Origin of the sequence: Leptospira broomii serovar Hurstbridge str. 5399 (assembly GCF_000243715.2) — a bacterium.
Taxonomy (GTDB): domain Bacteria; phylum Spirochaetota; class Leptospiria; order Leptospirales; family Leptospiraceae; genus Leptospira_B; species Leptospira_B broomii.
The window spans coordinates 61,202-86,328 of sequence record NZ_AHMO02000004.1 but is presented as its reverse complement, the minus strand read 5'-3'; the positions used below and the strand labels follow the sequence as shown (position 1 = coordinate 86,328).

The window sequence follows — 25,127 nt, the reverse complement described above, 5'->3', positions numbered from 1 at the left end:
TTGATTTCCTATTCTAATTCTCCAGTTTGGGCGGCAATCGTTTCGACAGGAAAAAATTGCCTCCTGTTTTATACACGATCGGTCCAAGTTAACGATATGATAAAAGCTAGACAAGCTACGATTTTTTCTCTACTTCTTATTGGAATTGCAGGGTGCTTTCCGTTAGATCCTGATCGTGTTTCTTCCCCTAGTTATAAAGATGGCCGGTATAGAAACTTGGCTCCCGACGAAGAACTCGTCGGCAAATCCTTATTTTCCGTATTAAAATGGAAACTGTTCGGTCCGCATGATCCTCCCGCAGTCAAGGGACTGAGTAACGAATTACCTTTGATATTAGAAAGATCTGCAGGAGACTTGATCGCAGCGGAGGGAAGGATCAGAACCGTATGGTTAGGTCATTCCACGATCTGGATTTCCATAACTCAAAAAGGAAAAACGATCAATATACTGACCGATCCTATCTTTGAATCTCCGACACCGGTTTTGGTAGACCGCTGGGTTCCTTTGCCGATTCCGAAAGAATCTCTTCCCGCGGTGGATTTCGCGATCGTCAGTCATGCTCATAGGGACCATTTGGATCGGGACAGTCTCCGTTTTCTACGCTCTAAAAACCCTAATTTAAAAATCCTGCTACCGTCCGGAATGAAAGCCTTCTCGGAAGATGAAAAGCTCGGCCTAGCGCAAGTCCAGGAAATCGGCCAAGTAACCCATTATGATTTCGTAAAGATAATATTTCTTCCGGCGTACCACTGGAGTCGCATGGGAGTTAATGATACGAACCAATATTTTTGGGGAAGTTATGTCATCGAGGCAGCCGGTAAACTGATCTACTTTGCAGGGGACACAGGTTACTCCATTCACTTTAAGGAAATCGCAAAGCTTTTAGGAAAACCTATCGATTTGGCATTTCTTCCGATCGGAGCATATAAACCCAGATGGTTTATGAAACACGCGCATATCGGTCCGGACGAGGCTCTTACAGCTTCGATAGACTTGGGTGCCAAATCGTTCGCTCCCATTCACTGGGGAACCTTTCCTCTCGGGGACGATCTCCCGCAAGAGCCTGTATTGGATTTAAAAGGAAAACTTAATTTTCCCGAAATTCCGGACATAAAAGGGTTAAATCCCTTATATACTGGTATATCCTGGGGAAATAAAAACGGGGTCAGAGTGGTTCCTTGGACGATCGGTAGCGGCATCGATTTAGAATAAGTATAGGGAAAAAATCTGGCGTCATATTTCATTTTATGAATTCTGGTATTTTCGAAACAAAGCCAAAGGTACCAGAGAAATGAAAAATAAGTTTTTCCCCGAAACAACCCTAAACGGAAAGTTCGCTTATTATCTAGCGTTGATAATCATCCCTACGATTACTATAACGTCGAACATAGAGTCGAAAGAGCCGGACAAAACGGAGGTGCCGTTCGCTGCGGCCGATGTAAAACAGGAATCGGATTCCTCCAAACCCAAAGCGAACGTTAGGCGAGTCGATGAGAGAAAGGGTACTTGGACGTTTCAATGGGGTTATAATAGAACCGCTTTTTCGCAAAGCGATATCAACTTTAGAGGCCCCGGATACCACTTTACTTTAAAGGGAGTCGATGCACGGGACAAACCCCAAAGTTTAGATTCCTCTTATGTAAATCTCTCTTTATGGGAAACTCCTCAGTTCAATTTCAAGTTCGCGTACTATATTACGGATCATTTTTTCATCTCCTTCGGAGAAGACCATATGAAATACGTAATGACCACCGGACAAGCAGGAACCATATCCGGTTATATCGATCCCTTGGCGATAGAAAAAGCTAGATTCGCGACTTCTCCCGAATCCGCAGTTTATCTATATACGTTTCCGAACAATCTTAATCAGTTTGCCGGGTACCACGGCGGCGGACAAACGGTGAACATCACACCCGACTTTTTAAAGTTCGAACATACCGATGGTTTGAACTTCTTCTTTATCGAACCCGGTTTTACGAATTCATTTTGGGTTTCAAAAGACGGAGAGCATGCGTTCAGTTTGGTAGGTTCCGCAGGGGGCGGACCGGTTATATGCCGAAGTGACGTCCGACTGTTCGGGGAAGGAAAAAATAATCACTTCCATTTGTCCGGGTACGGACTCACCGCCTACGTAGGAGCTAGACTCGACCTGTTTAAATCCTTTTTCATAGAATTCGGCGCGAGAGGCGGATACATAGACTTGCCAAGTATCCTAACAACGGGAAGAAGTAAAGAAAGAGCCTCCCAGAATTTCGACTTTATGGAGATGATCGGATCCGCCGGGACGACCTTTTAAAGGAACGAATCGATAGATGATATCCGGACTCCAAGGTTTTATTCGAAAATTAGAAGTAAACACGGTACAGTTGGATGTGCAAGGGGTGACCTATGAGATCACCATTTCGTTTAAAACCTATTTGGAACTAAAGGATTCCTCTCTCGGCAGTAAGAAAGAAATTCGACTCCATATTCATCATTCGATAACCGAGCGTGGACAGCGTTTATTCGGTTTTCTGCATGAACGCGATAAGGAATTCTTTAAGGTAATGAAAGGATTGCACGGGATCGGTGAAATGACCGCTTTAAAGGTGCTTTCTTTCTTTAGTCCTTGGGAATTGTATAGAATCGCTTCTTCAGGTCAGGCAAAGGATCTGGAGAAAATTCCGAAAGTCCGAGCCAAAACCTCGGAAAAGATTTTCTTCGAAGTAAAACAAAATATGAAAAAGCTGGAGCTATTTTTGGAAGGGACTCCAGCGGATCCCATCCCTTCGGATATCCGACGCGAAGAATTATCTTCCCCCGAAGATAGATTTAAAGAAACGGCAGTGCAAGCTCTGGTTCAGTTAGGGTTCGACGATAAATCCGCATTCAAGGAAGTCGAAAAAACCTTAAAAAAGCAAGAGTTTCAAGACACTGGAGAATTGGTTCGGGAAATTCTAAAAAATCTATGAAAGCGTTACGAAGAGTTTTATAAACGGAAAATCGTAGGTCGCAACCGAACCAAGATTCATCGTTCAATCGACTTATAAATCTTGGACAAGTAGAATGAGGCAAGTATTGCCAAAGTAATTTCTACCTTAAAAGAATTAATTCTGCTATTACATACCAAAAGCCATCACGTATCCCTAGCTACTCCCCTTTCAATCTTAATAAAAATTAGACCTTAGAACAAAAAATGGCTTGATCCAAATACTTTATATTTAAAGTATTAATACATAAACTAATTGTCTCGTTTTTCAGAACAAGGCATAAGGAGCAGAACAATGTTAGAAACTTTACTTTCCACCAATGAGGACTTGGTCCCCCTGATTCTTCGGATCACACTCGCAGTCGTGATCTTTCCTCATGGCGCTCAAAAACTTTTAGGCTGGTTTGGCGGTTACGGCTTTAAGGGAACCTTTGGATACCTAACCCAGCAGGCAGGCCTCCCTGCTGCCGTCGCAGCCCTCGTAATACTCGGCGAATCATTTGGATCTATTGCTGTTTTATTGGGTTTTCTAACTCGCTTTTCGGCCATCAGTATCGGAATTATCATGTTCGGCGCCGCACTCATTCATAAAAGTAACGGCTTTTTTATTAATTGGCAGGGTGCTCAAAAGGGAGAAGGATTTGAATTCCACATATTAGCGATCGGAATTGCATTGGCACTCGGTGTTACTGGAGGGGGATTGTATTCTCTCGATCAGTTCATTCTCACCTTATTCTAAGAAAAAAATCTGCTGCCTTCTCTCAGGATTTAATTCATTGAGGGCAGCCTCTTTCCTCTGGTCCATTTTCACAGAAAAGGCCCCACCCTTCCTGGGCGGGGGCCGGAGCGAAGCGGTGGTACCCGCCCCCTATTTCATAAAATCGATTTTACCGCAACCATTTTAAACCGCTAAAATCTGTAGGAGCTCCTACACCCTTGCCTACCCAAATTTTCTTGGATCACTTCTAACTCTGCCGCGCAGAAATCCGAGCCGCAAAGTTAGGCAAACCGTAAAGATCAAACCGACTAAAGAACTGTTCAGAACTCACGGTTCCGTAAATTCTCTACGAAAGGAATGGACAGGAAATTCCGGCGGAAAATCCTTAGAAAAAGCGATTCGTATCCTTCTTAACCACAATAAAAAGGCCAATTAATGAAAATTCATGAGTACCAGGCGAAAGAAATCCTGAGACGCCATAACGCGAAGGTTCCCTTCGGCGTAGTTATAGATCAAAAAACAGACGGGGCAAAAGCTTACGACGAAGTATCCGGAAAAACTGGCACTCCTGTCGTAGTCGTAAAGGCTCAGATCCATGCCGGTGGGCGTGGAAAAGGCGGAGGAGTCAAAGTAACGAAAACGAAAGATGACGCTCTTACCGCAGTAGATAAAATTCTAGGCATGCAACTTATCACTCCCCAAACCGGACATGAAGGAAAGAAGGTCCTGAAAGTCTATCTGGAACAAGGAATTAACATCGCAAAAGAATACTACCTTAGTATCCTTTTAGATCGCTCGATTCGTAAAACGATTATCATGGCCTCTACTGAAGGCGGTATGGAAATCGAAGAAGTTGCAGAAACTCATCCCGAAAAAATTCTAAAAATCGCCGTCGATCCGGGAATCGGATTGCAACCAAGTCAGGCTTCTCAACTCGCCTTCGACCTTGAACTGCCGGTAGAATCCCATAAATCCTTCAAAGCTTTACTTTCTTCCATTTACCAAGCTTACATCAAAGAAGACGCGTCGCTCTTGGAAATCAATCCGTTGATTTTAACCAAGGAAAATGAAATCGTCGCCGGAGACTGTAAAATGGACCTGGATGAAAACGCTCTCTATCGTCATCCGGACAATGCAGCGTTCCGTGACATTTCCGAAGAAGATCCTCTGGAAGTTAAAGCCAGCGAATACAATATCAATTATGTAAAACTGGATGGAAATATCGGTTGTATGGTTAACGGAGCCGGTCTCGCGATGGCTACCATGGACATCGTCAAATTAGCGGGAGCCGAGCCTGCAAACTTCTTGGATGTAGGCGGTGGAGCGAACGTAACCACAGTGACGAACGGATTTAAATTAATTTTAGGTGATCCGAACGTAAAAGGAATTTTCGTAAATATCTTCGGCGGGATCGTACGTTGCGATCGAGTTGCGACTGGTATCATAGAAGCTGCCAAAGCGGTGAATATCAATGTTCCCCTAGTTGTGCGCTTGAAAGGAACCAACGCAGAAGAAGGAAAACGGATCCTGAACGAATCCGGCCTGAACATCATCGCGGAAGAAGATCTGCGCACCGCAGCTAAAAAAGTGGCAGAAGCCATTAAATAAGAGATTAGGTATACTTAAACAAACATGGCAGTATTAGTAGATAGCAACACCAGAGTGGTAGTCCAAGGGATCACAGGAAAAGAAGGATCTTTTCACGCTCAGCAAATGATCGAATACGGAACCAACGTAATCGGCGGAGTAACACCGGGAAAAGGCGGACAAAAAGCGGATCTAGTCGGTAAGGCAGTTCCGGTCTTTAATAGCCTGAAAGACGCAATTCTAAAAGAAGGCGCAAACGCATCGATCATATTTGTTCCACCCCCTTTTGCGGCGGACGCAATCCTAGAAGGAATCTTCAATGAAATTCCCTTGGTCGTTTGCATCACCGAAGGAATCCCGACTCACGATATGCTCAAGGTATACAGCGCCCTCAGAAGCTCTAAAACGCGCTTGATCGGCCCGAACTGTCCCGGGATTATTTCTCCCAAATACCATGTAAAAATGGGTATTATGCCCGGATTTATCCACCAAGCAGGTTCTATCGGGATCGTTTCCCGCTCCGGAACCCTAACCTATGAATCAGTGGCACAGCTAAGCCAACAGAATTTGGGACAATCCACAGTAATCGGTATCGGCGGGGACCCGGTTCCTGGAATGAATCATACTGAAGCGGTCAAACTCTTAAACGAGGATTCCGAAACAAAAGGAATCGTCATGATCGGCGAAATCGGTGGAACTTCCGAAGAAGAAGCGGCCGAATACATTAAGCATAATGTAAAAAAACCGGTCGTAGGTTTTATTGCAGGACAAACCGCACCTCCAGGTAAGAGAATGGGCCATGCAGGCGCCATAATCAGCGGAGGAATGGGAACTGCTTCCTCAAAAATGAAAGCAATGAGCGATGCCGGTATCCATGTCTGTCAATCAATCGCCGAAGTCGGTGAAAAAATGAAGAAGGCGATCGGCTAAAACCGGTCTAATTTGGGGCGCAAATAGGAGGTTTATCATGAACGACTACCAGGAAGAATCTAAGCGATTTTCATACATTCCCGCTATGAAAGCCTTTGCCTGGGGGGTAATCCTAGTTGTGTCCCAATTCGGCTTACAAGCCCAATCAGCCACGAAGCAACTCAAATTAACTACCGAGGAAACCGTCAAACGAGCCTTGGAAAGTAATTTTAACCTCCAAAACCTACGTTATCAGTTGGTAAAATCGGATTCTGATTATTTAAAAGCTGAATCCAAGTATTCCTGGAGAATCGTCGCTGACGGGAGCTTCAACCAAACGATATTGCCCTTCAACCAAAACAACGTCTTTACCGGTAACAAGATCTCCGATGATACGATTAAAGGCGGAATCGAAAAGACGATTCGGGCGACCGGTACGTATTTCAAGATCGAAGCGGGAAACAGACGATTCGACTCGAACGCCTTCGAGGATAAAAGCAACCCTTTTACCGCAAGTTTCTCGGGCTTAGGACTTCCGCCATTATATACCGGCTTTCTTCGCTTAACATTTAGCCAAGACCTTCTGAAAAACGCGTTCGGTTATCAAGGGCGAAACGAAGAGAAAATTTTAGATAAGCAGACTCAAATAGCTAAGAATCAAGTTTCTCAACAAATTTCCCAAGCGATCGTGGACTCTCTTTTGGATTTCTGGGACTATTCGATCAAATTACATTCCTTAAAAACGTATAGAAAACTTCAAGAAAACGTAAAAGACATCCGTAACCTTACGATGCGCAAGCAAGGCCTAGGCTTGTCCGAAGGCTTCGAAGTCAACCAATGGAATTCCCTACTCGCTCAAGCGGACAGCCAACTTGAAACGGCGATAGTTCAAAAAGATGAATCTAAAAGAAAACTAACTCGCGAACTTAAATTGGATGATGGAACTGAGCTTTCCGAAGAAACGGATTTATTGGAAGAAATTCCCGAAAAACCGGATTATGCTAAAGACTTAGTGATCGCTTACCAAAAAAGAGCGGATTACTTAAACGCAATTAAACAGAAAGAGATCGCCGAGGTTCTGTTAAAGAACGCAAAAAATAACCAGCTCCCCAGCTTGACATTATCCGGAACGGCAGCTTCGCAGGCACAAACTCTCGCTTCTCCTGAAAAGAATTATAGCGACCCTGCGGACGGAGTGAGTTCTTTTAAATATAAGGATTACCAAAGTAAATTAGCTTTTTCTTATCCTTTATTCGATAAAGGAGTGTATGCGGGAAGACGGGATACCGAAATCGGAGTTCGTCAGGCCGTGCTAGCAGAACAGGACATTAAGAATCAGGTCCGGGATGATGTCCGAGGAAGAATCGATTCTCTAGAAGCAAGTTATAGAATATACAAAAATTCGATCGTTACGGAACGCGAGACTCAGAGTTATTATAACGGAGTTCTTCGTAGTTTTCGGCAAGGTAGAGCCGACGCGGTGGCGGTAAAGAACGCTTTAGATACTTTAGTTCAAGACCAACTTAGCCTAACTCAGGCAAAGGTGAATTTTAATATCGATTTAATGCGCTATTATATCGCAAAGAATACGCTCTTGGAACGTTTCGATTTGAGTGTGGATAAACTGCTTCCAAACGTAGAATAAAGCGGGAGATTAAGTTCACTTTTGAAGCGTGGATTTTTCCTTTCACTTTTCGGAATAGCGATCCTAGTTTTATTCGTGGTTCTGGCCTGGAAATTTTGGCCCAAACCATCCGACACTATCTACGAAAATTTCAAAAAAGGAAAATGGGAAAAGGTCGTTAAATCAGTTCGCTTATTGACCGATCCTTCCCCGTACGATTTATTTTACGCCTCACAATCATTAGTTTCTTTTAATGCGGAATTGAAAAAATTAGAATCTTCCGAACAGACTCAGGAAGCTTCCCGTTTTTCTTCCGCATATAAAATTCCGTATATTGGATCGGGCGACGGCGTCGTTTTTCCGGTTTTCGAGGATGTTTTCCTTTCCCAATTATCTCCCGGTAGCTTTCTCCGTCAAAAGGCGGTCGCCTACCGTTTAGAAACCGCTTCGGATTGGGAGGAAGAGACCGCCTTTCTCAAACTCCTGAAGGAATTCTCCAAAAGCAATCCGATTCCGCTTGGTCCGAAATATTCATTAGTACTTCGTAAAGCATTAAAGAGGGAAACTATCCTTTCGGAATCGGATAAAAAAAATCTCGAAGAAAGATTAGGTTTTTTAAGTACTCGAGAAGAATCTTCCTTCTTCGGGGGAAGACTTAAAAATACGGGAGAAAATACCAATCTCAGGACGGGACCGGGAACCGAAAATCCGGGTCGAACAAGATTAAAAAAGGGAGTTCCCATCTTTGTCCTGGATAAGGATCCGCGTTCTGAAACGATCGGCGGCAAAAAAGGGAATTGGCTACAAGTTTTCGTTCCGGAATTACCCGCCGTAGGTTGGATCTTTTCCTCCTTTACCGAGGAGGATCCGTTTCCGTCGGAAAAAGCCGAGTCGATGCTGATCGGATTTTCGGAGTCGGAGAAAAGCCAAGCCTGGGACTTCGCATTTTGGGAACCGGAACAATCTCCTCCGGGATTTCACGGAGATTATATTAAGACCGAAAAGATCGCGTTAGACGGCGATTATGGAATCGTACTCTATCGCTCCCAAAACGGAAAATATAAAGAGATTTGTAGATTAGTGGAAGAACCGTTTCGATCCTTGGAATTCCTAACCGCAAGTTTAAGCGGAGAGGATAGTGTCCCGCTGTTTAGATTATATTCAGGACAGCCTGGAAGTTGGAACTTAGCGTTCCAAATCGACCTTGATAGCGAAAGCGTCTCGATCAATAGAAACAAATACATTACCGGAAACGCTTCGAGCAAGCGTCGATTCCAACTCGCGATTTCGCCGACTGAATCTGGAAGCAATGCACTTGCCTCCCTTCTCGTCGGGGAAAATATTGTATTACAGGGAATCCGCCCGGAGGAAGAATTTTCGCCCGGAGAGGAAACAAGATATAAGCTTTGCCTTCTACAGCCGGAAAAGCGATCGGGTTCAAATTTAGCAGCATTTCGATTTAAGTTTCAGCTCTAAGAGCAAAGATCGCAAAAGGAGAAAGAAAAACAAAATGCCTACTTACGAATATCGATGCAAAAACTGCGGTCAGACTTTCGAATTCTTTCAATCGATGAAGGACGAACCTTTAAAGGAATGCATTCTTTGTAAGAAAGGAGAAGTCGACCGACTTATTTCGAACGGCGGCGGAATCATATTCAAAGGCTCCGGGTTTTACGTAACCGATAATAAGGCTCCCAAGTCATCTTCCGATAGCGGCTCCACTTCCTCTACTCCGTCCGACTCTTCATCGAAATAATCTTGGGACGCTTAGGAATCTTGGCAGGAGGAGGTAACCTTCCTGAAATCGGAATGAGAGAAGCATTAGCCGCAGGCGAAGATCCGCTTTTTCTTTCCATCGCCGAATCCGATTTTAAGCCGGGAAATTATCCGGATAGAGTCGTCCCGATTCATATCGCAAAAATAGGCGGTCTCTTAAAATCCTGCAAAGCCAACAAAATCGACCGCCTTTTACTTTTAGGGAAAGTAAAAAAAGAGATCATTTTTAAAAGCTTAAATTTCGATTTAAAGGCGATCGCCCTCCTGGCTCGGATGGTAAACAAACACGATTACTCCATCTTTAAAACGATAGCCGAAGATTTCGAACAAGAAGGAATAAAAATCCTGTCTCAGAAAACGTATCTACAGTCGCTGCTTCTCTCGGAAGGTCGGTACACCAAAAAGCCTTTGGACAAAAAGCAGCTCGCAGATGTGGAATTCGGAATGGAATACGCCGAAAAAATCGCCAATCTGGATATAGGTCAAACCGTCATCGTCCTCGACAAATCGGTGCTCGCAGTGGAAGCGGTGGAAGGAACGGATAAGGCCATTGAGCGTGGCGGATCGTTCGCAAAGAAAGATAAGGCCGTTGTCTGCAAAAGTTCCAAACCCAGTCAGGACGATAGATTCGATCTCCCCACGGTGGGTCTGGAAACACTAAAGACTATGAAGGATAATAATTGCGGTATCCTTTCTCTTCGGGAAGGGGAGACCATCGTGGTCGATCCGACGGAATTTATTCGCCTTGCCGAAAAATTGAAAATACATATCTTGAGTATCGGCCGTGGTAACCTCTCGAAAATCAATCGCATCCAAAAAAGCGTCCCAAAAGCCTAAGAAAGGTCTCGAAAAGAACAAACATATCGTTCGAGAATGGACCGAAAGCTCCTCTCCCGTATTTCTTTTTCTCGCCGGAGAACATTCCGGCGATTTACTCGGAGGAGAACTCATCAAGGAATTGAAGAAGACGTATCCGGATTCTCCTTACTTCGGTGTAGGAGGTCCCCGCATGATCGAAGAAGGATTCGACTCCATTGAAAATATGGAGGAACTCTCGGTGATCGGCTTTACTGCCGTTCTCTTCAAGTATAAGTTTCTGAAAGCTCTTATGGAAAGAATTGTGGAGGAAGCAGTAGCGCGTTCCTGCACACACGCCGTACTCGTCGATTATCCTGGATTCAATTTACGGTTAGCAAAGCGGTTAAAGGCACTCGGTATCAAAATAATCTTTTACGTCTCTCCGCAGCTTTGGGCCTGGAAATTCGATCGGATCTTTACAATAAAGGAAAATGTGGACTTAATGCTTGTCCTATTTCCTTTTGAAAAAGAGTTATACGACAAATACGATGTTCGTAGCGTTTTTGTCGGCCATCCGATCGCCCAACGGATAAAGGAAAAAATCAAGAAAGAACCCCCGATTCCGAAAACGGGAGAAGATCGTCCACATTCTTCGTTTATAGTAACGTTAATGCCCGGATCTCGAAGCGGAGAGATTAGGCGTATTTTAGGAATTCTGATACAAACTGCAAAGCTGCTACATTCGGATTTGGAAGCTGAAAAAAAACATGTTCGATTTCTTCTTCCTAATATCAATATTAGGGAAGAGGAATATATCCAAAAATCCATCGAACAAGCGCAAACTCAGCTCCCCGGATTGAATATCGAATATTTTTTCGATCGGTCCCTGCGTGCCATCGAAGCTGCGGATTTGGTTCTGGTCGCATCGGGCACCGCAACGTTAGAAGTCGCCTATTTCGAGAAGCCCATGATCATCCTTTATAAAGTCAGCTTCCTGACTTATATAATCGCTTCTCGTTTTATAAGAACTCCGTTTATAGGATTAATTAATATTCTTTCGGGAAGGGAAACTGCGAGAGAGCTGATTCAGGCGGAATGTACTCCGGAAATCGCTCGCGAAGAAGCTCTTGCAATCCTGAAGAATAAGAAATATAGAAATTCGATGATAGAAGAAATCTCCTCCGTTAAACAATCGTTAGGAGACGATCCCAGTTCGCGAAACGCCGCAAAAGCAATCGTGCATTTTCTAAAAGAGAAACATTAACGGATCCATTGAGATCATTAATATTCCGAAATGGCGTCACTCTAAAATACAACCTTCTTTCGTTTCTCGAAACTTCGTAAAGAACGGAGTCGAAACTGCAGGGATAAACGAATCGGATGAAGCCGATTGGGTATTTCCGGTGACCGAATAACGCAATGCGGAAGGTTCCACATAAACCGACGCTGTCGCGCTAAAATTTCCCGATTTCCAGGAAAGATTACGAAGAGGGGGATTGCCCGGGTCGCTGTAATCGAATTCCATTTCAAAATCAGGTTGAAGCGGTAACGGAAAGTTGGCGGCTCCCGTCCAACGCAACCCCTCGAGCCGAACTTCCTGCAAACTAAGATTGAAATGATCGTAAAAATCCAGGAAATTATTTCCAAAGAATCGGATATTCCCTTTTCCGGTGACGGTATCGGAAATTAAATCTTTTCCGCAAAATCGAAACGCCGGAATTTTCCAAGGAAGTTGAACGGCTTCGAAATCGAAATTGAAGTACGGACTTTCGTTTCCGTACGTAAAATAAGAGCTAATTTTCGCATCCGATACGCCGGTAAGTTTCCCTTCCAGCCTGGATTGATATGGAACTAACTTAACATTGAGCGATAATTCACCTATATTAGGAAGACTTCTTTGCAAGCGAATCTGCTTCGAATGCGCCTTTAGATTTCCGGTAGGAAATTCCAAAAAATATTTAAAGACAGGAGTGCGAATAAAACGGATCTCAGGGATCAATTTTTCCATCCGAGTTCGAACATCTTCTCGAACCATGTGTCTTAAACTTCGATACCAGGTTAAGTAATCTTCCAATACCAGCGACTCGGTATCCAATTCGAGATTATACTCTCCCAGCAACGGATAATACGCGGAACCGTCGCCTTTCAACGCCTTCTTAAATGCGGTCTTTCCTTTTGCTTTTGCCGTCAACGGGAACCCGAATTGGGAACCTTTCAAACTCGCGTCGAATATTCCAGCAAGATTCCATTCGAATTTTCCTTCGTCGATCTTAAGATCCAAATCTCCATCCTTCCATCGGAAGTTTCTTATTATCAAACTACTTTCGAATTTCAACCAATCTCCGAAATTTCCCGTTTCCTTACCTGTCCAAAACAATTTTACTCCGCCTCCGAACGATTCTAATTGTCCGGTAAGAGGTAGAAAATCCCTGAGACGATCTATATCCGCTGCTTCCAATTTTAAATCCCAAGAACGCAGACCTTTATCGGTTCTGTCTCTTGCGAGTTCTAAAAAATCGTCTCCGTCATAAATTCGATGGTATTCTTTGTAGGTTAACTCTTGGGATGAGCGCGCCCATTCGTGGTATAGATTTACATTCTTCCAGAGCCAAGGTTCTTCGCGGAGAGGTAAATCCTGGAGGACCTCTCCGGTAACACCCGAAAACTCCGTTTTCCCGCTTACTTTCAAGCTGGTTCCGTCCGTTTCGAGTAACGCCTTACCCGAAATTTTGCCGCTTTGAGGAAAGAAAGGCGAAAATTCGGAATATAAACCTCCGATCGCACTCGCTCGAGCATTCCTAAAATCTAATGAAAGGGACATTCCTTTCGAGCCGATATCCGTAATGAATGTTCCGTTAACGTAACGTAGGCCGGGCCAAGGAAAAACCGAATCCGAAATTCCGACGCTGATTTTCGATCCTTCTTTACGAATCAGAAAATCGACTCCTTGAACTTCTTCTAAAAGTTTTTTTTCTCCCTTGGAAATCGACACGGTTGTATTTTCCAATCGAATCTCGGGAATATTCACTTTGTGAATATACCCTAGAATTTCACCGGAGATTTTATCTTCCAGATCCAGGGAGATTTGCGCGTCCCGAATACGAATAGCGCGGACAGAAGGAGTTCCTTTCCAAAGCCCCCGTAAGACTAATTCGATTTTGTTTGCCTTAAATATGAGATGTTGGGCTGCAAAGTCTTCGTCGCTAGAAATCTTTAGATCTTCGATAAAGACATGATTCGGAAACTCGTACTCCACGACGCCGAGGGCAACCGCCCTACCCAATTCTTCGTTTATAAAGTTCCGAGAAAGTTCTTTAACTGCACGCAAATCCAAAACACGACGAATAAAATACCATTCTGCGCCTTCTTTCACCGCCGCGAGAGCTAGAAAAAAAATAATCGCGAATATGGATATCCTCCGAAAAGAAGGACGTTCCATCGTTCGCTTTGCTCGAATGAAAAATACTCTGGAGTATTTATAAACTAGAATAGGAACCGGAATCTTAACTTCGATTCGGTCCCTTGCAATGAAAGAGTTTTTAGGAAGGGGAAAGGAAAGTCGAATTATCGCGGAAGGAGTTGCGCGATTTTTTCCGAGGTCTCCCTTAATACGGCGCTCTCTGGAAATTTCTGCAATCCTTCTTCCAGAACCATCTGGCATCTTTTGTATTCCTTAATCCGATAGAAACTAACTACAACAGTTTCGTAATAGAACAAGTCTTTCTCAAAATTCTTGTCCCGAGCCGCACGGCCCAGAATTCCTAGAGCCTGACCGTATTTTTCGTCTTCGAAATAAGCTTTTGCCCACATCTTTTTACGATTAGCCGATTCGAAGTCTCGATCAATATTATCAGATTTACGGAAGTGAACGATCGCATTACCATAATCGTTAATTCCCAAATACGCTGAACCTAGATAATGATCCAGATGCAGAAGGTTTTTTCCTTCCTTGGAATTTTGGAGTTCCTTCAAAACAAGCGAAGCTTCTTTAAAGGATTCGATTTTCAGTAAAAGTTTTGATTTTTGAAGAAGAAGTTCCGACCTTTTTTTGTCTTCGGAGTTGGTCGTTTGCAGTTGGGCATCTATGATTTTTATCTCGGCTCTAACCTGGGACTCCAAATTGGCTGAAACCGCCGTATCTCTCTGTGCAGTTGCGCAGGAAAAGAGGGTTAGGTTTCCAAGTATCAATATCGTGAGATATTTATTCATTTTCTCATCCCGTTTTCAATTTTTCAAGTTCTTGGAGAAAGTCATCCGTCTCCTGCTGCCTAGTTTCCTCGTTTGAGAGCCAATCTAGAGTGTCAGGGGTGATCTCTTTTAGGAACCGAGAAGGCTCCGAACTCAATTGCTCCCCAAATTTGCGGCGATTTGCGGCCCCTGTCAAGCATAAATGAGCTTTGGCTCGAGTCATTGCCACGTACATCAGCCTGCGCTCCTCGTCTACGGCATTTTCTTCAGTAGCAATTCTTCCGTTCGGTAAAATTCCCTCCTCCAAACCTACTACATACACTGATTCGAATTCCAGTCCCTTGGATTGATGAATGGTTAACAACTGCACCCTATTATCCTCTTTCTCGTCGGTAGGAGCGTCTTCCATAAGCATTGCAAGTCGGTTAATAAAGTCAAAAAGGGTGGGTTTCTCGGCGGATTCGTTATTTTCCTCAAAAAAGGCCAACATATTCACAAGTTCCGACATATTATAGATTCTTGCTTTAGCAACTTTTTCCTCTTTCTCCTCCAGAACGATTTCCTTTTCCAGAGCCAAATCTGCGATTAACTCACGCAAGGCGAAAAAGAGTCGAGGAGCGGAAGAAAATTTTTTCTTAGCCTTCTCTATCAAATTAACGAAGTTATAGATCTCGGAGGCGACCTTTCGATTCAAATCCGGAATAAAATCCGGAGACTCGCAGACGCGGAATAAGGTTTCGTACAACGACTCCTTATTATGTCCTGCCTTTTCGTGCACGAGTGAAATCGAGCCGGGGCCGATCCCACGTTTAGGGTAGTTAATAATGCGCAACAGCGACGCATCATCCTTTTGATTGGCGATCAAACGAATATAAGAAATTAAATCTCGAACCTCTTTCCTATCGAAGAAATTATAACCGCCGACTACTTTGTAAGGCATGTCCCTGTTTCTAAATGCCTCTTCGAAAGGCCGGGATTGAAAATTGGTTCGGAACAGAATCGCAATCTGACTTCCCTTTCGAGCTTCTTTGATGATTTCTTCCCGAATACTGTCCGCTACCCATTCCGCTTCGTCTTTTTCGTCGATCCGTTCCACATATTTCACCTTTCTCGAACCCGGAACTCTAGAATAAAGTTCCTTCTCTCGACGGGAAGAGTTATGACGAATCAAGGAGTTTGCGGCGGACACGATGATATCGGTGGATCGATAATTCTCAAGAAGACGAATCACGGTAGCGGTGGGAAAATCCTTTTCGAAACCTAGAATAAGACTAACGTCCGAACCGCGAAACGCGTATATGGATTGATCGTCGTCCCCGACTACGCAAAGATTGTCGGAAGTTCCCATCAAAGCGCGTAAGAATTCGTATTGAGTCCGGTTCGTATCTTGAAACTCGTCGACCATGAAATATTGGAATTTTTTATGATACTCTTCCCTAACTTCCTCGAAATTGATCAAGAGTCTGGACGGTAATAAAATTAAATCGTCAAAGTCTATGAAGTTCTGTTCTTTCAAAGAATCTTGATATTGCTGAAAAAGAGATGCTGCCGTTAAATCACCTTCGTTAATCGAAGTGCGAAGAAATTCCAGATATTCCGGCCCCGAGTTTTTGACTCTGGAAATCTTTCCTAAAATCTCGCTGACCTGGGCTCGCTTAGGTTCTATTTTTTGAGCGACTAGCATACCGGTAATCAATCCTTCTTGGTCCGCCTGGTTTAGCAAAAGGAACGGTTGTTTATAACCTAATTTTTCGATATGCTTTTTTAGAATTCCCAACCCCAACGAGTGGAATGTTGACAAAACGATTCCTTTCAGCAAGTTGCGGGGAACAAGCTTCCGGACGCGTTCCGCCATTTCTTTTGCGCTCTTATTCGTAAAGGATAGAGCAACGATTTTCGAAGCCGGAATATGATGGTCCTGGACCATATGGGAAATCCGATTCGATATCACTCTAGTCTTACCTGATCCTGCTCCGGCAAAAATGAGCAGAGGGCCTTGGACGGTTTGCACCGCTTTTTCCTGTTCGGGGTTCAGCTTCATGGAATCATGGGACATAATTCCGAGTTTTCGCTTCTTGTCAACCTCGTACAGGCAAAGGTTTGCGAATCAGAAGGGGGGCGAATATCTTGGAAGAAACGCCAATCCGATGCAAGAATTCCGCCCCGAAGATTATCACCCCGACTCAAACCTCTGGAAACGAGGCGCAAAAAAACTTCTGTTTCATACTCCCATCTTCGATTTGGTAGCCTGCCATACTGAATCGCCGGACGGAAATGTCTCAAGGGATTTCTTCCATCTGATCTCGAAGGATTGGGTAAACATTATCGCACTAACCGAGGAAGGAAAAATTCTTTTGATCAATCAGTACAGGCACGGTTTAGATCGATATTCCCTGGAAATTCCGGGAGGAATCGCCGAAAAGAAAACTCTACTTGAATCTGCGCAGGCCGAATTGCGGGAAGAAACCGGATATATCTCCGAAGATTGGGAGTATCTGGGAAAGGTCTCCGGAAATCCGGCCGTATTCGATAATTGGTGCCACACTTATATTGCTCGAAATGTTCATCCGCACGAAGCCGGGCAGGACTTGGATGAAAGCGAACAGATAGACTTCTACGAATATCCTTTGGAAGGAGTTCCTTCACTCGTGGAACAAAACATACTTCACCACGGCATGATGGTTGCGGCGCTCGGAATGTTTTTCCTCAAATACCCTTTAAAAAAATAAAACGGATCGTTTCATGAAAAAAAAATTCTTTTCTAGAACTCCCTTCGAGTCCCTCCTAATTCCGGAATTTCGAAACTTCATTCTCGCAAAATTTCTAATCACTACATCCTTTATTCTTCAATCCACGATCGTTTTCTGGCAAATCTACAAGATCACAGGTGACGCATTAAGTTTAGGTCTGATCGGATTGACGGAAGCGATTCCCTCCATCTTCATCGCTTTTTTTTCCGGATTAGTGGTCGATAGTGTTCCTCGCAAAAAAGTAATCGTTTCCTCCCTGGCATTATTGACTTTATGCTCCATCCTCCTCTTTTCATTCACGACCTCGTATTTTTCCTGGGTCATCCTGAGCTATGGAAGCGTCCCGATTTATTCGGTAATTTTTCTATCCGGAATCGCGAGAGGATTTTTAAGCCCGAGCGTAGCTGCTTTCCAAACTCAACTCGTCCCGAAGGAAGTGTTTCCTAACGCGGCAACTTGGGGAGGTATTGCTTGGCAGGCCTCGTCCGTACTCGGTCCTTTCTTAGGAGGATTATTGATCGGATTCAGTGGAATCGAATTGGCATACTTTACGGACATGAGCTTGATGATTCTTGCCTTTGGTCTTTTAATCTTCATTCCATCTAAGCCCCTACCTGAAAGCGGACCGAAGGAATCTATCTTAGTAAGCTTAGCCTCCGGATGGAAATTCGTATTCGGACACCAGGTTATCCTAGGCGCAATCTCTTTGGATTTATTCGCGGTTCTTTTCGGAGGTGCCGTCGCATTGCTGCCTGCTTTCGCAGAACAGATTCTTTCGTTAGGCCCGGAAGGATACGGGATATTAAGAATGTCTCCTGCAGCCGGAGCGGTTTTATGTGCGTTATTCATAGCCGCCAAGCCGCCTAAAAAAGATTCCGGAAAGCTGTTGCTCGCCTGCGTTTTCGGATTCGGCCTTAGCATGATTCTTTTCGCCTTTTCTCGTAACTTCTATCTGTCAGCGTTCGCTTTGATAGCGAGCGGCGCCTTCGATATGGTCAGCGTGGTTATTCGACAAACGATCGTGCAATTATATACACCCGAACATATGCGAGGTCGAGTTTCCGCCGTAAATAGTATCTTTATCGGCTCCTCGAATGAAATAGGCGCGTTTGAATCCGGAGTGATGGCAAAGTGGATGGGGTTAGCTCCTTCGGTCGTTTTCGGAGGACTGATGACTCTAGTCACCGTAGGCTTTGTCGCGACCGTAGCGCCTCGCCTCAGAAAGTTGGACTTGAAAGACGTAACGGGATAAATCAATCTTCATAAACCGCAAGAATCCTTGCTTAAACCGAATGATCGAGGTCTAATTTCATCGAATGGATAATATCTTAACCCAACAGGAAGCACTTTTAAGATCCAACCAAATCTCGGACGTATCTTATTCCCTTAAACTCGAATTGGAAGCGGGCTCTCAGGAATATTCCGGAGATTCGACTCTACGATTCGTTTATTCCGGAGGAAAGAAAGGACAACTCAAAGTCGACTTCGTTTCCAAAAAGATAGAAATTCTTTGGCTGAACGGCAAAGAAGAAACCAATTATGAGAAAAAGGAATCCAGTCTTCAGTTTCCGGCGGAGCTACTCTTAGCGGGAAAGAACGAACTACGAGTCAAATATAAAAATACGTTCGATCATACGGGTTCGGGATTCCATAAATTCAAAGATCCGGCGGATTCCGCCGAATATATGCATACGGACTTTGAACCGTTCGAAGCCCATCGACTGTTTCCTTCTTTCGATCAACCCGATCTAAAAGCGGTTTACGATCTGGAAGTCACCGGTCCGATTCAATGGACTTATATTCATAATACTCTTCCTATTTCGGAAGAGTTATTGCCGAACGACAGAAAGAGGATTCGGTTTAACGCGACTAAAAAGTTTTCCACATATCTATTCGCATTAATCGTAGGTCCTTATGCGGTCTGGGAAGATAAGGCCGGAAATATTCCGCTGCGATTGTTTTGCCGAAAATCTCTCGCAAAATTTATGGACGCACCGAATATTTTTGCGATTACTAAGGAAGCTTTCGGCTTTTTACAAGATTACTTCGGGATTCCGTATCCGTACGGAAAATACGATCAAATCTTTGTTCCGGAATTCAATATGGGCGCGATGGAAAACGTCGGCGCGGTAACGTTTTCTGAAAGTTACATATTTAGAGGTCCTAGAATATATTCGGAATATCTAAATCGAGCTAATACGATTTACCATGAAATGGTTCACATGTGGTTCGGAAATCTTGTGACGATGAGATGGTGGAACGACCTCTGGCTGAACGAAAGTTTTGCCGATTATCTTTCGTATTACTCGATGTCCAAGGGAAAACTATTTTCAGATGCGTTGGAACACTTCTACGTTCGGGAAGAATGGGCTTATCGGGAGGATCAACTTTCTACGACCCATCCGATCGCCGGGAAAGCGGAGAATACCTTGGAAGCGATCAGCAATTTTGACGGAATCTCTTATTCCAAAGGCGCCTCGGTTTTAAGGCAGTTAATGTACTACGTCGGTGAAGAGAAATTTCGAAATGCGATGCGGCTTTATTTCAAACGCCATGCGGAGGGAAATACAGTACTCGAAGACTTTTTAGCAAGCATGTCCGAAATAAGCGGGATCGATGTTCGAGGTTGGAGCCGAGAATGGTTGGAAACCACCGGAGTCAATACGTTAAGTCCCGCACGCAAAAATGAAAAATCATTTCTACTGCAAAGACCGTCGGATGGAAATAATCTTTATAGGACCCACGCTTTGCAAGCGACATTGTATCGGGAAACCGACGGTCAGTTTGTCCAAATTGAAAGAAAGAGAGTGCTGATCAAAGGAGAAGAGACTCTTTTAGAAGAAAGCTTACAACCTGCGGCAACCGATCTTTTGCTCCTGAACACCGAAGATTATGCGTATGCAAAAACATATCTTCCCGCGGAATCGATTTCGCTTATAAAAAAACGTTTGGATACCCTTTCGGATCGTTTCTCTCGACGAATCGTTTGGGGAAGTCTATGGCAAATGGTGCGTGACGCCGAACTCTCCCCACGAGACTTCCTAGAACTGGTCTTTGACCAAGGCATGAAGGAACCGGATTTATCCGTTCGAAACAGCCATATACTGACCAAAGCGCTGACGACGATTTCCAATTATCTTTCGCAAACGGAGCGGGAAGCTTGGTCCGAAAAACTGAACGTAATCGCAAAAATGCAACTTGCAAAAAAGACGAATGTAGAGCAGGAACAGATACTGTGGTTTAGAATTTTGGAAAGTACATCCCGTACGCAAAACCAACTTGCATACTTAAAGCTTCTATTACAAGGCAAAGAATCGATTTTCGGATTACCGATCGACCAGGAACGAAGATGGGGAATTCTCGCCCGACTCAGCGCCTTCGGAGATTCCGAGGCATTAAATCTACTATTGCAAGAAGAACAAAAAGACGGCTCCGATCTAGGTGCCAAGAAAGCCTTTCTAGCTCGCATTTCCTTTCCGGATCCGGAAATCAAAAAGGAAGCGTGGGATCGATTTAAAACACCGAAAGAAGAAGATTCCTCCGACTTTCTACGTTTTGGAATGCGAGGATTTCAGTGGGATCATCAGAAGGAAATATTAATCCCGTTCGTGAACGAATACTTCGATTCAGTCATCCCGATTTATGAAAAAAGAGACCCGCATTTTTCGGGAGCCTTCGGTCATATGCTGTTTCCATCCTTCGAGCCCGATCGCGCACTTCTTCAGAAAACTCAGGATTTTCTTAAGAATCACCCGAACCTTCCCAAGCTATTGCGGAAAGATTTGCAGCAGCAACGGGATGATTTGGTTCGAACCTTAAGGATTTTGGAAAAATATAAGAAGTAAACGGCAGTTCGAGCCCTTCGCTGCGGGGAATTAAGAGGAATAAAAGAGACGAGGAAAGCGAAGAGCGCTCTACTATAAGTAATTTCTTTTAGAGAAGCGTTCTTCGTTTTTTTGCGGAAACTAGTTTTAAACTACCGCGACCTTTCCTTTTTGCATAGCGTCGCTATCTTTTCTTCGTTTATCACCGTCCGCAGAACCGTAGTATTTTTGTTTCCAATTCTCCAATCTCCAATCCATCATCCTGTACCATAAACTCGGAACTAAGGCGATCAGAATCATGACCGTATAACCGTACGGAAGTTGGGGACTTTCTTCAAAATGTCTAAGACTTTGGTAACGACGACCAGCGTTTGCATGGTGATCCGAGTGTCTTTGAAGATGGAATAAAAAGGCGTTCGATACCGCGAAGTTTTGATTCCAGGAATGAATCGGAAGAACCTTTTCGAATTTACCTGGAGATACTTCCAAGCGTTTCAGACCGTAATGCTCTATGTAATTCACGAGTTCCAAAAGCGAAAAAGCGATCCAGCTTTGAACTAAGAAAAAGACCGGAACCTCCCATTTTAAATTTCCGGTGATGGCATAAAATACTCCGAGCACGATTCCGATAAACGATACCGGAACTATTATGGAAGTAATCATCTCGTTTTCCAGAGTCCAAACCGATCGTCCTTTCTTTTCCAACCGTTTCTTTTCAAGGTGCCAAGCGTCCGTCAGACTTCCTTTCAACGTCCTCGGATAGAAGGAATAGAAAGATTCCCCTTTTTTACTGGTAGCAGGATCTCCATCGGTCGATACGTTGATATGATGTCCTCTATTATGCTCGATAAAGAAATGCATGTAGCAGACGGTCATCAGAATGAATTTAGAATACCACTGCTCTATTTTGGTATTTCTATGTCCTAACTCGTGAGCCACCGTTATTCCGATTCCTCCGGTATTGATTCCGATCGCCAAAACAAAACCGACCGACTCTAACCAAGTCAACGTATGAGTTTGGACTTCCCACAGCGACCATAGCACTAAAGCAAACTGAATCCAGGCCCACACATACGTCAAAAATCGAAAATAAAATTCCTGCTGCAATCCGCCGACATCCGCCTCATCCGGGTTAGAAGGATCCGAACCCACCAGAACATCCAAAATCGGCAAAACACCGAAAACGACTGCGAACGTGAGGAAGTTAAATCCTCCTCCTAAATAATAACCCGCTACCGCTAAAACGGGTACGATGAACGCGACCAGGAACGCTAATCTCTTCCAGTTGCTCATTGCTCTCTCTCCCTTTTTTCGTGATTCGAAACGAATTCCGTTGGCCTGAGCTTCCGTTTTATTTTATTTCGAACGATTGATATATATCTATGTATATATTAAAGCAAGAAAGAGTTCAAGAAAAAAATCTAAAATTGCCCCAGTTTTTCATTTTTTTCTAACGATTGTTAGTAATACTCTCTGTCCAGGACCGAATTTTAAAAAAACTCAGTCATAGTGGCAGTTAGGAGTTGGAGGTAAGGAGATAGAACAGAAACGGCAGAAAATTCCATGCTACAAAATTATTCCCCCAGCAAAGAGTTTTTCAAAAATGAAATCTGTTGGACCTCCTATGCAGAGGATTGAGGACAGATCGTTGATGAGCGGGGTTTCCACGTTATTAAGAAAGATTCTTATGTTAACGGTGGATTTTCCTCCGACCCTGCCGCCTTTTCCAACTTCGAGCGGCTTCCGGCTTCGGCCCTCTGCTAGCGGCAACGATGTGCAGGGTGCGAAGCAGTCGCAGCGTTTGCGGATAACGGATTATCGCAAGGGGAAAAGAGTCGCTGAGACCGTAGCGAACGCGAAGCCCGAAGCAGCGTGACCGCGAACGAAGTGAGGGGGCCGCCCGCGCAACTTCTGTCTTCCGACACCTAACACCTACAAAAAGAAATTTCCGAATTTGCGTCCGGATTAACGAAGGAGAAAATTTGAAAAATCGGATCGATCCCGCTCAAAATCGAAATCAATCCGAATGAAACGAAGCCTAGATCAGAATCAGGAATCGTGCGAATCAACATCACCGAAGATCAAGAGAAACTTTCTATCCATCCTTTATCCTAGAACGTTTAGATTACGCCTAAAGCGGTATGGGGAATAGATTTTTTATCTTGTGAAAGTACCCTAGGCAGAAACGATGACTTGAAGGTCTATCTCAGACTTTCAGAAACGAAAAGAAACACAAGATCCAAAGCCAAGCTGAAAATCAAAAATAGTTTTCTGGTTATTCGAGGTCTTCGTGCATCACAAAGATTTTAATCTTTATTCATCCTTAAATAAAATCCCATTTTTAAAATCTTATGCTCGTAAGATCATGACAGTCGCCTTTTTAGGCGCGCTAATTCCGCTCAGTTCCCTTCTTTTCTTCTTCGCGATCTTTGCAAGGACCGATTCCGAAAACACGACTCAGGTTATTTTCCTCGCGTTGCTTTCGACGTCTATCGGTACGTTCGTTACATTATTCGGATTACATAAACTTTTAGCTCCGGTCGTTCATACCTCCAAATCCTTGCACAGATATAAATCGGAAAAGATTCTACCCGATTTACCGACGGAATTTCACGACGAAGTCGGAATTCTAATGAGAGATACTGCGAGCACGGTCAGAAAATTAGACGAACTTGTACATTATTTGGTAAATTACGACGGATTAACCGGTCTTCCCAATAGGACACACTTCCTAGAAAGATTCTCGATCGCTTTACGGGAGCTTTCCGAAAAGGACAATGCGCTAAGCATTCCGATTCTTTCTCTAGAGGTTACCCGAATCAAAGAGATACGATTCAATTACGGTCTGCATGTGGGAGATTTGTATCTGCGCGGATTATCTCAAAAGCTGGAAGTCCTACTCGGACAAGAAACCGTATTTGCTCGCACGGGAGACGGGGAATTTTCTTTTTTTCCTGTTCTCCCTGACTCGAAAGTTTTATCCGATGCGGAAGAATGGGCTAAGAAAATTCAAGAAGCGGCTTCGTCCTCGATTCAAGTCGTCAGCCGGAGTATTTCCTCCGAAATCAAGGCAGGAATCGCAGTATACCCTTTTGACGGAAAATCTTCCGATCAACTTCTATTAAAATCGGAAACCGCATTAAACCAGGCGAAGCAATCCGGCTTTTCAAAAGTGCAATCATATTCATCCGAATGGAAAATTCGTATGAAAGAGAAATACTTAATGGAAAAGGACCTGGCACAATCCATAGCCAAAGAGGAATTGTTTCTGAATTACCAACCGCGTATCGATTTACAAACGGGTAAAACGGTATCCGCCGAAGCGTTGGTTCGCTGGCAGCATCCGGATCTTGGAATCGTTTCCCCGGCCGTTTTTATTCCGATAGCGGAGGAATCGGGTTTTATTATGGAGATCGGCGAATTCGTCTTGGAAAAGGCGCTGGAGGATTTGGCAAAATGGAAAAAGGCAAACCTTTCTCCTATTCGTATTTCGATTAATCTTTCCGCAAAGCAGCTGGAAGATTCTCAGATCCCCAAAAAAATTCTGCGCTCGGTCGAAAAATACGAGATCGAAGTCGGAGATATCGAATTAGAGATTACTGAATCTAGTTTGATAACAAACATGACCTCCGCACTAGAAATTCTAGCCGAACTCCATTCCTGGGGAATCGCACTCTCCTTAGACGATTTCGGAACCGGTTACTCGAATCTCGCCTATTTGAGCCGACTTCCGTTACGCACCTTAAAAATAGACCAATCATTCGTGCGTAGGATCTTAGTCGATTCCAACTCCCTTGCAATTTCCCGAACCATCGTTGCATTGGGTAAAAGTCTCGGACTTAGAATTACCGCCGAGGGAATCGAAACCGAGGACCAGCTCAGAAAAATCCGCGATCTAGGTTGTGATGAAGTACAGGGCTTTTATTTTAGCCGACCTATTTCGTTTCAAGACCTCATCGAATTCACTCATAAAAGATAAGGAACG

18 protein-coding genes and 1 pseudogene are annotated in these 25,127 nt (G+C 44.0%); 15 read left to right on the top strand and 4 right to left on the bottom strand.

Annotated features, from left to right (window positions below; genetic code table 11):
• The 11 genes and pseudogenes from LEP1GSC050_RS00520 to lpxB all read left to right on the top strand — a co-directional run bounded on the left by LEP1GSC050_RS00520 (position 1) and on the right by lpxB (position 11,644).
• Positions 1–1,212, top strand: a complete 1,212-nt coding sequence (locus LEP1GSC050_RS00520) for an MBL fold metallo-hydrolase (RefSeq protein ID WP_010569114.1) — start codon at positions 1–3, stop codon at positions 1,210–1,212.
• A 79-nt stretch (positions 1,213–1,291) separates the two neighbouring features.
• A complete protein-coding gene (locus LEP1GSC050_RS00515; protein ID WP_010569113.1) occupies positions 1,292–2,296 on the top strand; it encodes a hypothetical protein in 1,005 nt (334 codons plus the stop codon).
• A gap of 16 nt (positions 2,297–2,312) precedes the next feature.
• A complete protein-coding gene (gene ruvA / locus LEP1GSC050_RS00510) occupies positions 2,313–2,951 on the top strand; it encodes a Holliday junction branch migration protein RuvA (RefSeq protein ID WP_010569112.1) in 639 nt (212 codons plus the stop codon).
• A gap of 312 nt (positions 2,952–3,263) precedes the next feature.
• Positions 3,264–3,707 (top strand): DoxX family protein, encoded by a 444-nt coding sequence (locus LEP1GSC050_RS00505; RefSeq protein ID WP_010569111.1) that lies wholly within the window; start codon positions 3,264–3,266, stop codon positions 3,705–3,707.
• A gap of 414 nt (positions 3,708–4,121) precedes the next feature.
• Entirely contained in the window at positions 4,122–5,294 is a 1,173-nt protein-coding gene (gene sucC, locus LEP1GSC050_RS00500; protein ID WP_010569110.1) for an ADP-forming succinate--CoA ligase subunit beta, read from the top strand.
• Between the two features lie 24 nt (positions 5,295–5,318).
• Positions 5,319–6,203, top strand: a complete 885-nt coding sequence (sucD, locus tag LEP1GSC050_RS00495) for a succinate--CoA ligase subunit alpha (RefSeq protein ID WP_010569109.1) — start codon at positions 5,319–5,321, stop codon at positions 6,201–6,203.
• A 133-nt stretch (positions 6,204–6,336) separates the two neighbouring features.
• Positions 6,337–7,827, top strand: a pseudogene (locus tag LEP1GSC050_RS00490) (TolC family protein); the annotation flags it as partial.
• A gap of 21 nt (positions 7,828–7,848) precedes the next feature.
• Positions 7,849–9,282, top strand: a complete 1,434-nt coding sequence (locus LEP1GSC050_RS00485; protein WP_010569107.1) for an SH3 domain-containing protein — start codon at positions 7,849–7,851, stop codon at positions 9,280–9,282.
• A gap of 34 nt (positions 9,283–9,316) precedes the next feature.
• The gene (locus tag LEP1GSC050_RS00480; RefSeq protein WP_010569106.1) at positions 9,317–9,562 is read left to right on the top strand and encodes an FmdB family zinc ribbon protein; all 246 of its coding nucleotides are present in this window, start codon (positions 9,317–9,319) and stop codon (positions 9,560–9,562) included.
• A 2-nt stretch (positions 9,563–9,564) separates the two neighbouring features.
• Positions 9,565–10,419, top strand: coding sequence for an LpxI family protein (locus LEP1GSC050_RS00475; RefSeq protein ID WP_020986900.1), 855 nt, complete (start codon positions 9,565–9,567; stop codon positions 10,417–10,419).
• Positions 10,367–11,644 (top strand): lipid-A-disaccharide synthase, encoded by a 1,278-nt coding sequence (gene lpxB, locus LEP1GSC050_RS00470; RefSeq protein ID WP_010569105.1) that lies wholly within the window; start codon positions 10,367–10,369, stop codon positions 11,642–11,644. Before LEP1GSC050_RS00475 ends, lpxB begins: the two co-directional genes overlap by 53 nt.
• A gap of 36 nt (positions 11,645–11,680) precedes the next feature.
• On the opposite strand, the gene LEP1GSC050_RS00465 is transcribed toward lpxB, so the two are convergent.
• The 3 genes from LEP1GSC050_RS00465 to LEP1GSC050_RS00455 form a co-directional block, all read right to left on the bottom strand.
• Positions 11,681–13,819, bottom strand: coding sequence for an LIC_12586 family protein (locus LEP1GSC050_RS00465; protein WP_020986940.1), 2,139 nt, complete (start codon positions 13,817–13,819; stop codon positions 11,681–11,683).
• Between the two features lie 125 nt (positions 13,820–13,944).
• Positions 13,945–14,589 (bottom strand): tetratricopeptide repeat protein, encoded by a 645-nt coding sequence (locus LEP1GSC050_RS00460; RefSeq protein ID WP_010569103.1) that lies wholly within the window; start codon positions 14,587–14,589, stop codon positions 13,945–13,947.
• Between the two features lie 4 nt (positions 14,590–14,593).
• Positions 14,594–16,609 carry an ATP-dependent helicase gene (locus LEP1GSC050_RS00455; RefSeq protein WP_010569102.1) on the bottom strand — a complete coding sequence of 672 codons (2,016 nt, stop codon included), beginning with the start codon at positions 16,607–16,609 and terminating at the stop codon, positions 14,594–14,596.
• 106 nt (positions 16,610–16,715) lie between these two features.
• On the opposite strand from LEP1GSC050_RS00455, the gene LEP1GSC050_RS00450 reads away from it, so the two are divergent.
• From LEP1GSC050_RS00450 to pepN, 3 genes are all read left to right on the top strand, one after another.
• Entirely contained in the window at positions 16,716–17,297 is a 582-nt protein-coding gene (locus tag LEP1GSC050_RS00450; RefSeq protein ID WP_020987042.1) for an NUDIX hydrolase, read from the top strand.
• A gap of 13 nt (positions 17,298–17,310) precedes the next feature.
• Positions 17,311–18,570 (top strand): MFS transporter, encoded by a 1,260-nt coding sequence (locus LEP1GSC050_RS00445; protein ID WP_020986953.1) that lies wholly within the window; start codon positions 17,311–17,313, stop codon positions 18,568–18,570.
• Positions 18,571–18,634: 64 nt separating this feature from the next.
• Positions 18,635–21,163: an aminopeptidase N gene (pepN, locus tag LEP1GSC050_RS00440; protein WP_010569099.1), complete on the top strand. Its 2,529-nt coding sequence runs from the start codon at positions 18,635–18,637 to the stop codon at positions 21,161–21,163.
• Between the two features lie 126 nt (positions 21,164–21,289).
• Here pepN and LEP1GSC050_RS00435 read toward each other — a convergent pair whose 3' ends face one another.
• Complete coding sequence (locus LEP1GSC050_RS00435; RefSeq protein ID WP_010569098.1) at positions 21,290–22,435, bottom strand: alkane 1-monooxygenase; 1,146 nt, start codon at positions 22,433–22,435, stop codon at positions 21,290–21,292.
• 997 nt (positions 22,436–23,432) lie between these two features.
• On the opposite strand from LEP1GSC050_RS00435, the gene LEP1GSC050_RS00425 reads away from it, so the two are divergent.
• Complete coding sequence (locus LEP1GSC050_RS00425) at positions 23,433–25,121, top strand: putative bifunctional diguanylate cyclase/phosphodiesterase (protein ID WP_010569096.1); 1,689 nt, start codon at positions 23,433–23,435, stop codon at positions 25,119–25,121.
• The last annotated feature ends 6 nt before the right edge of the window (positions 25,122–25,127 follow it).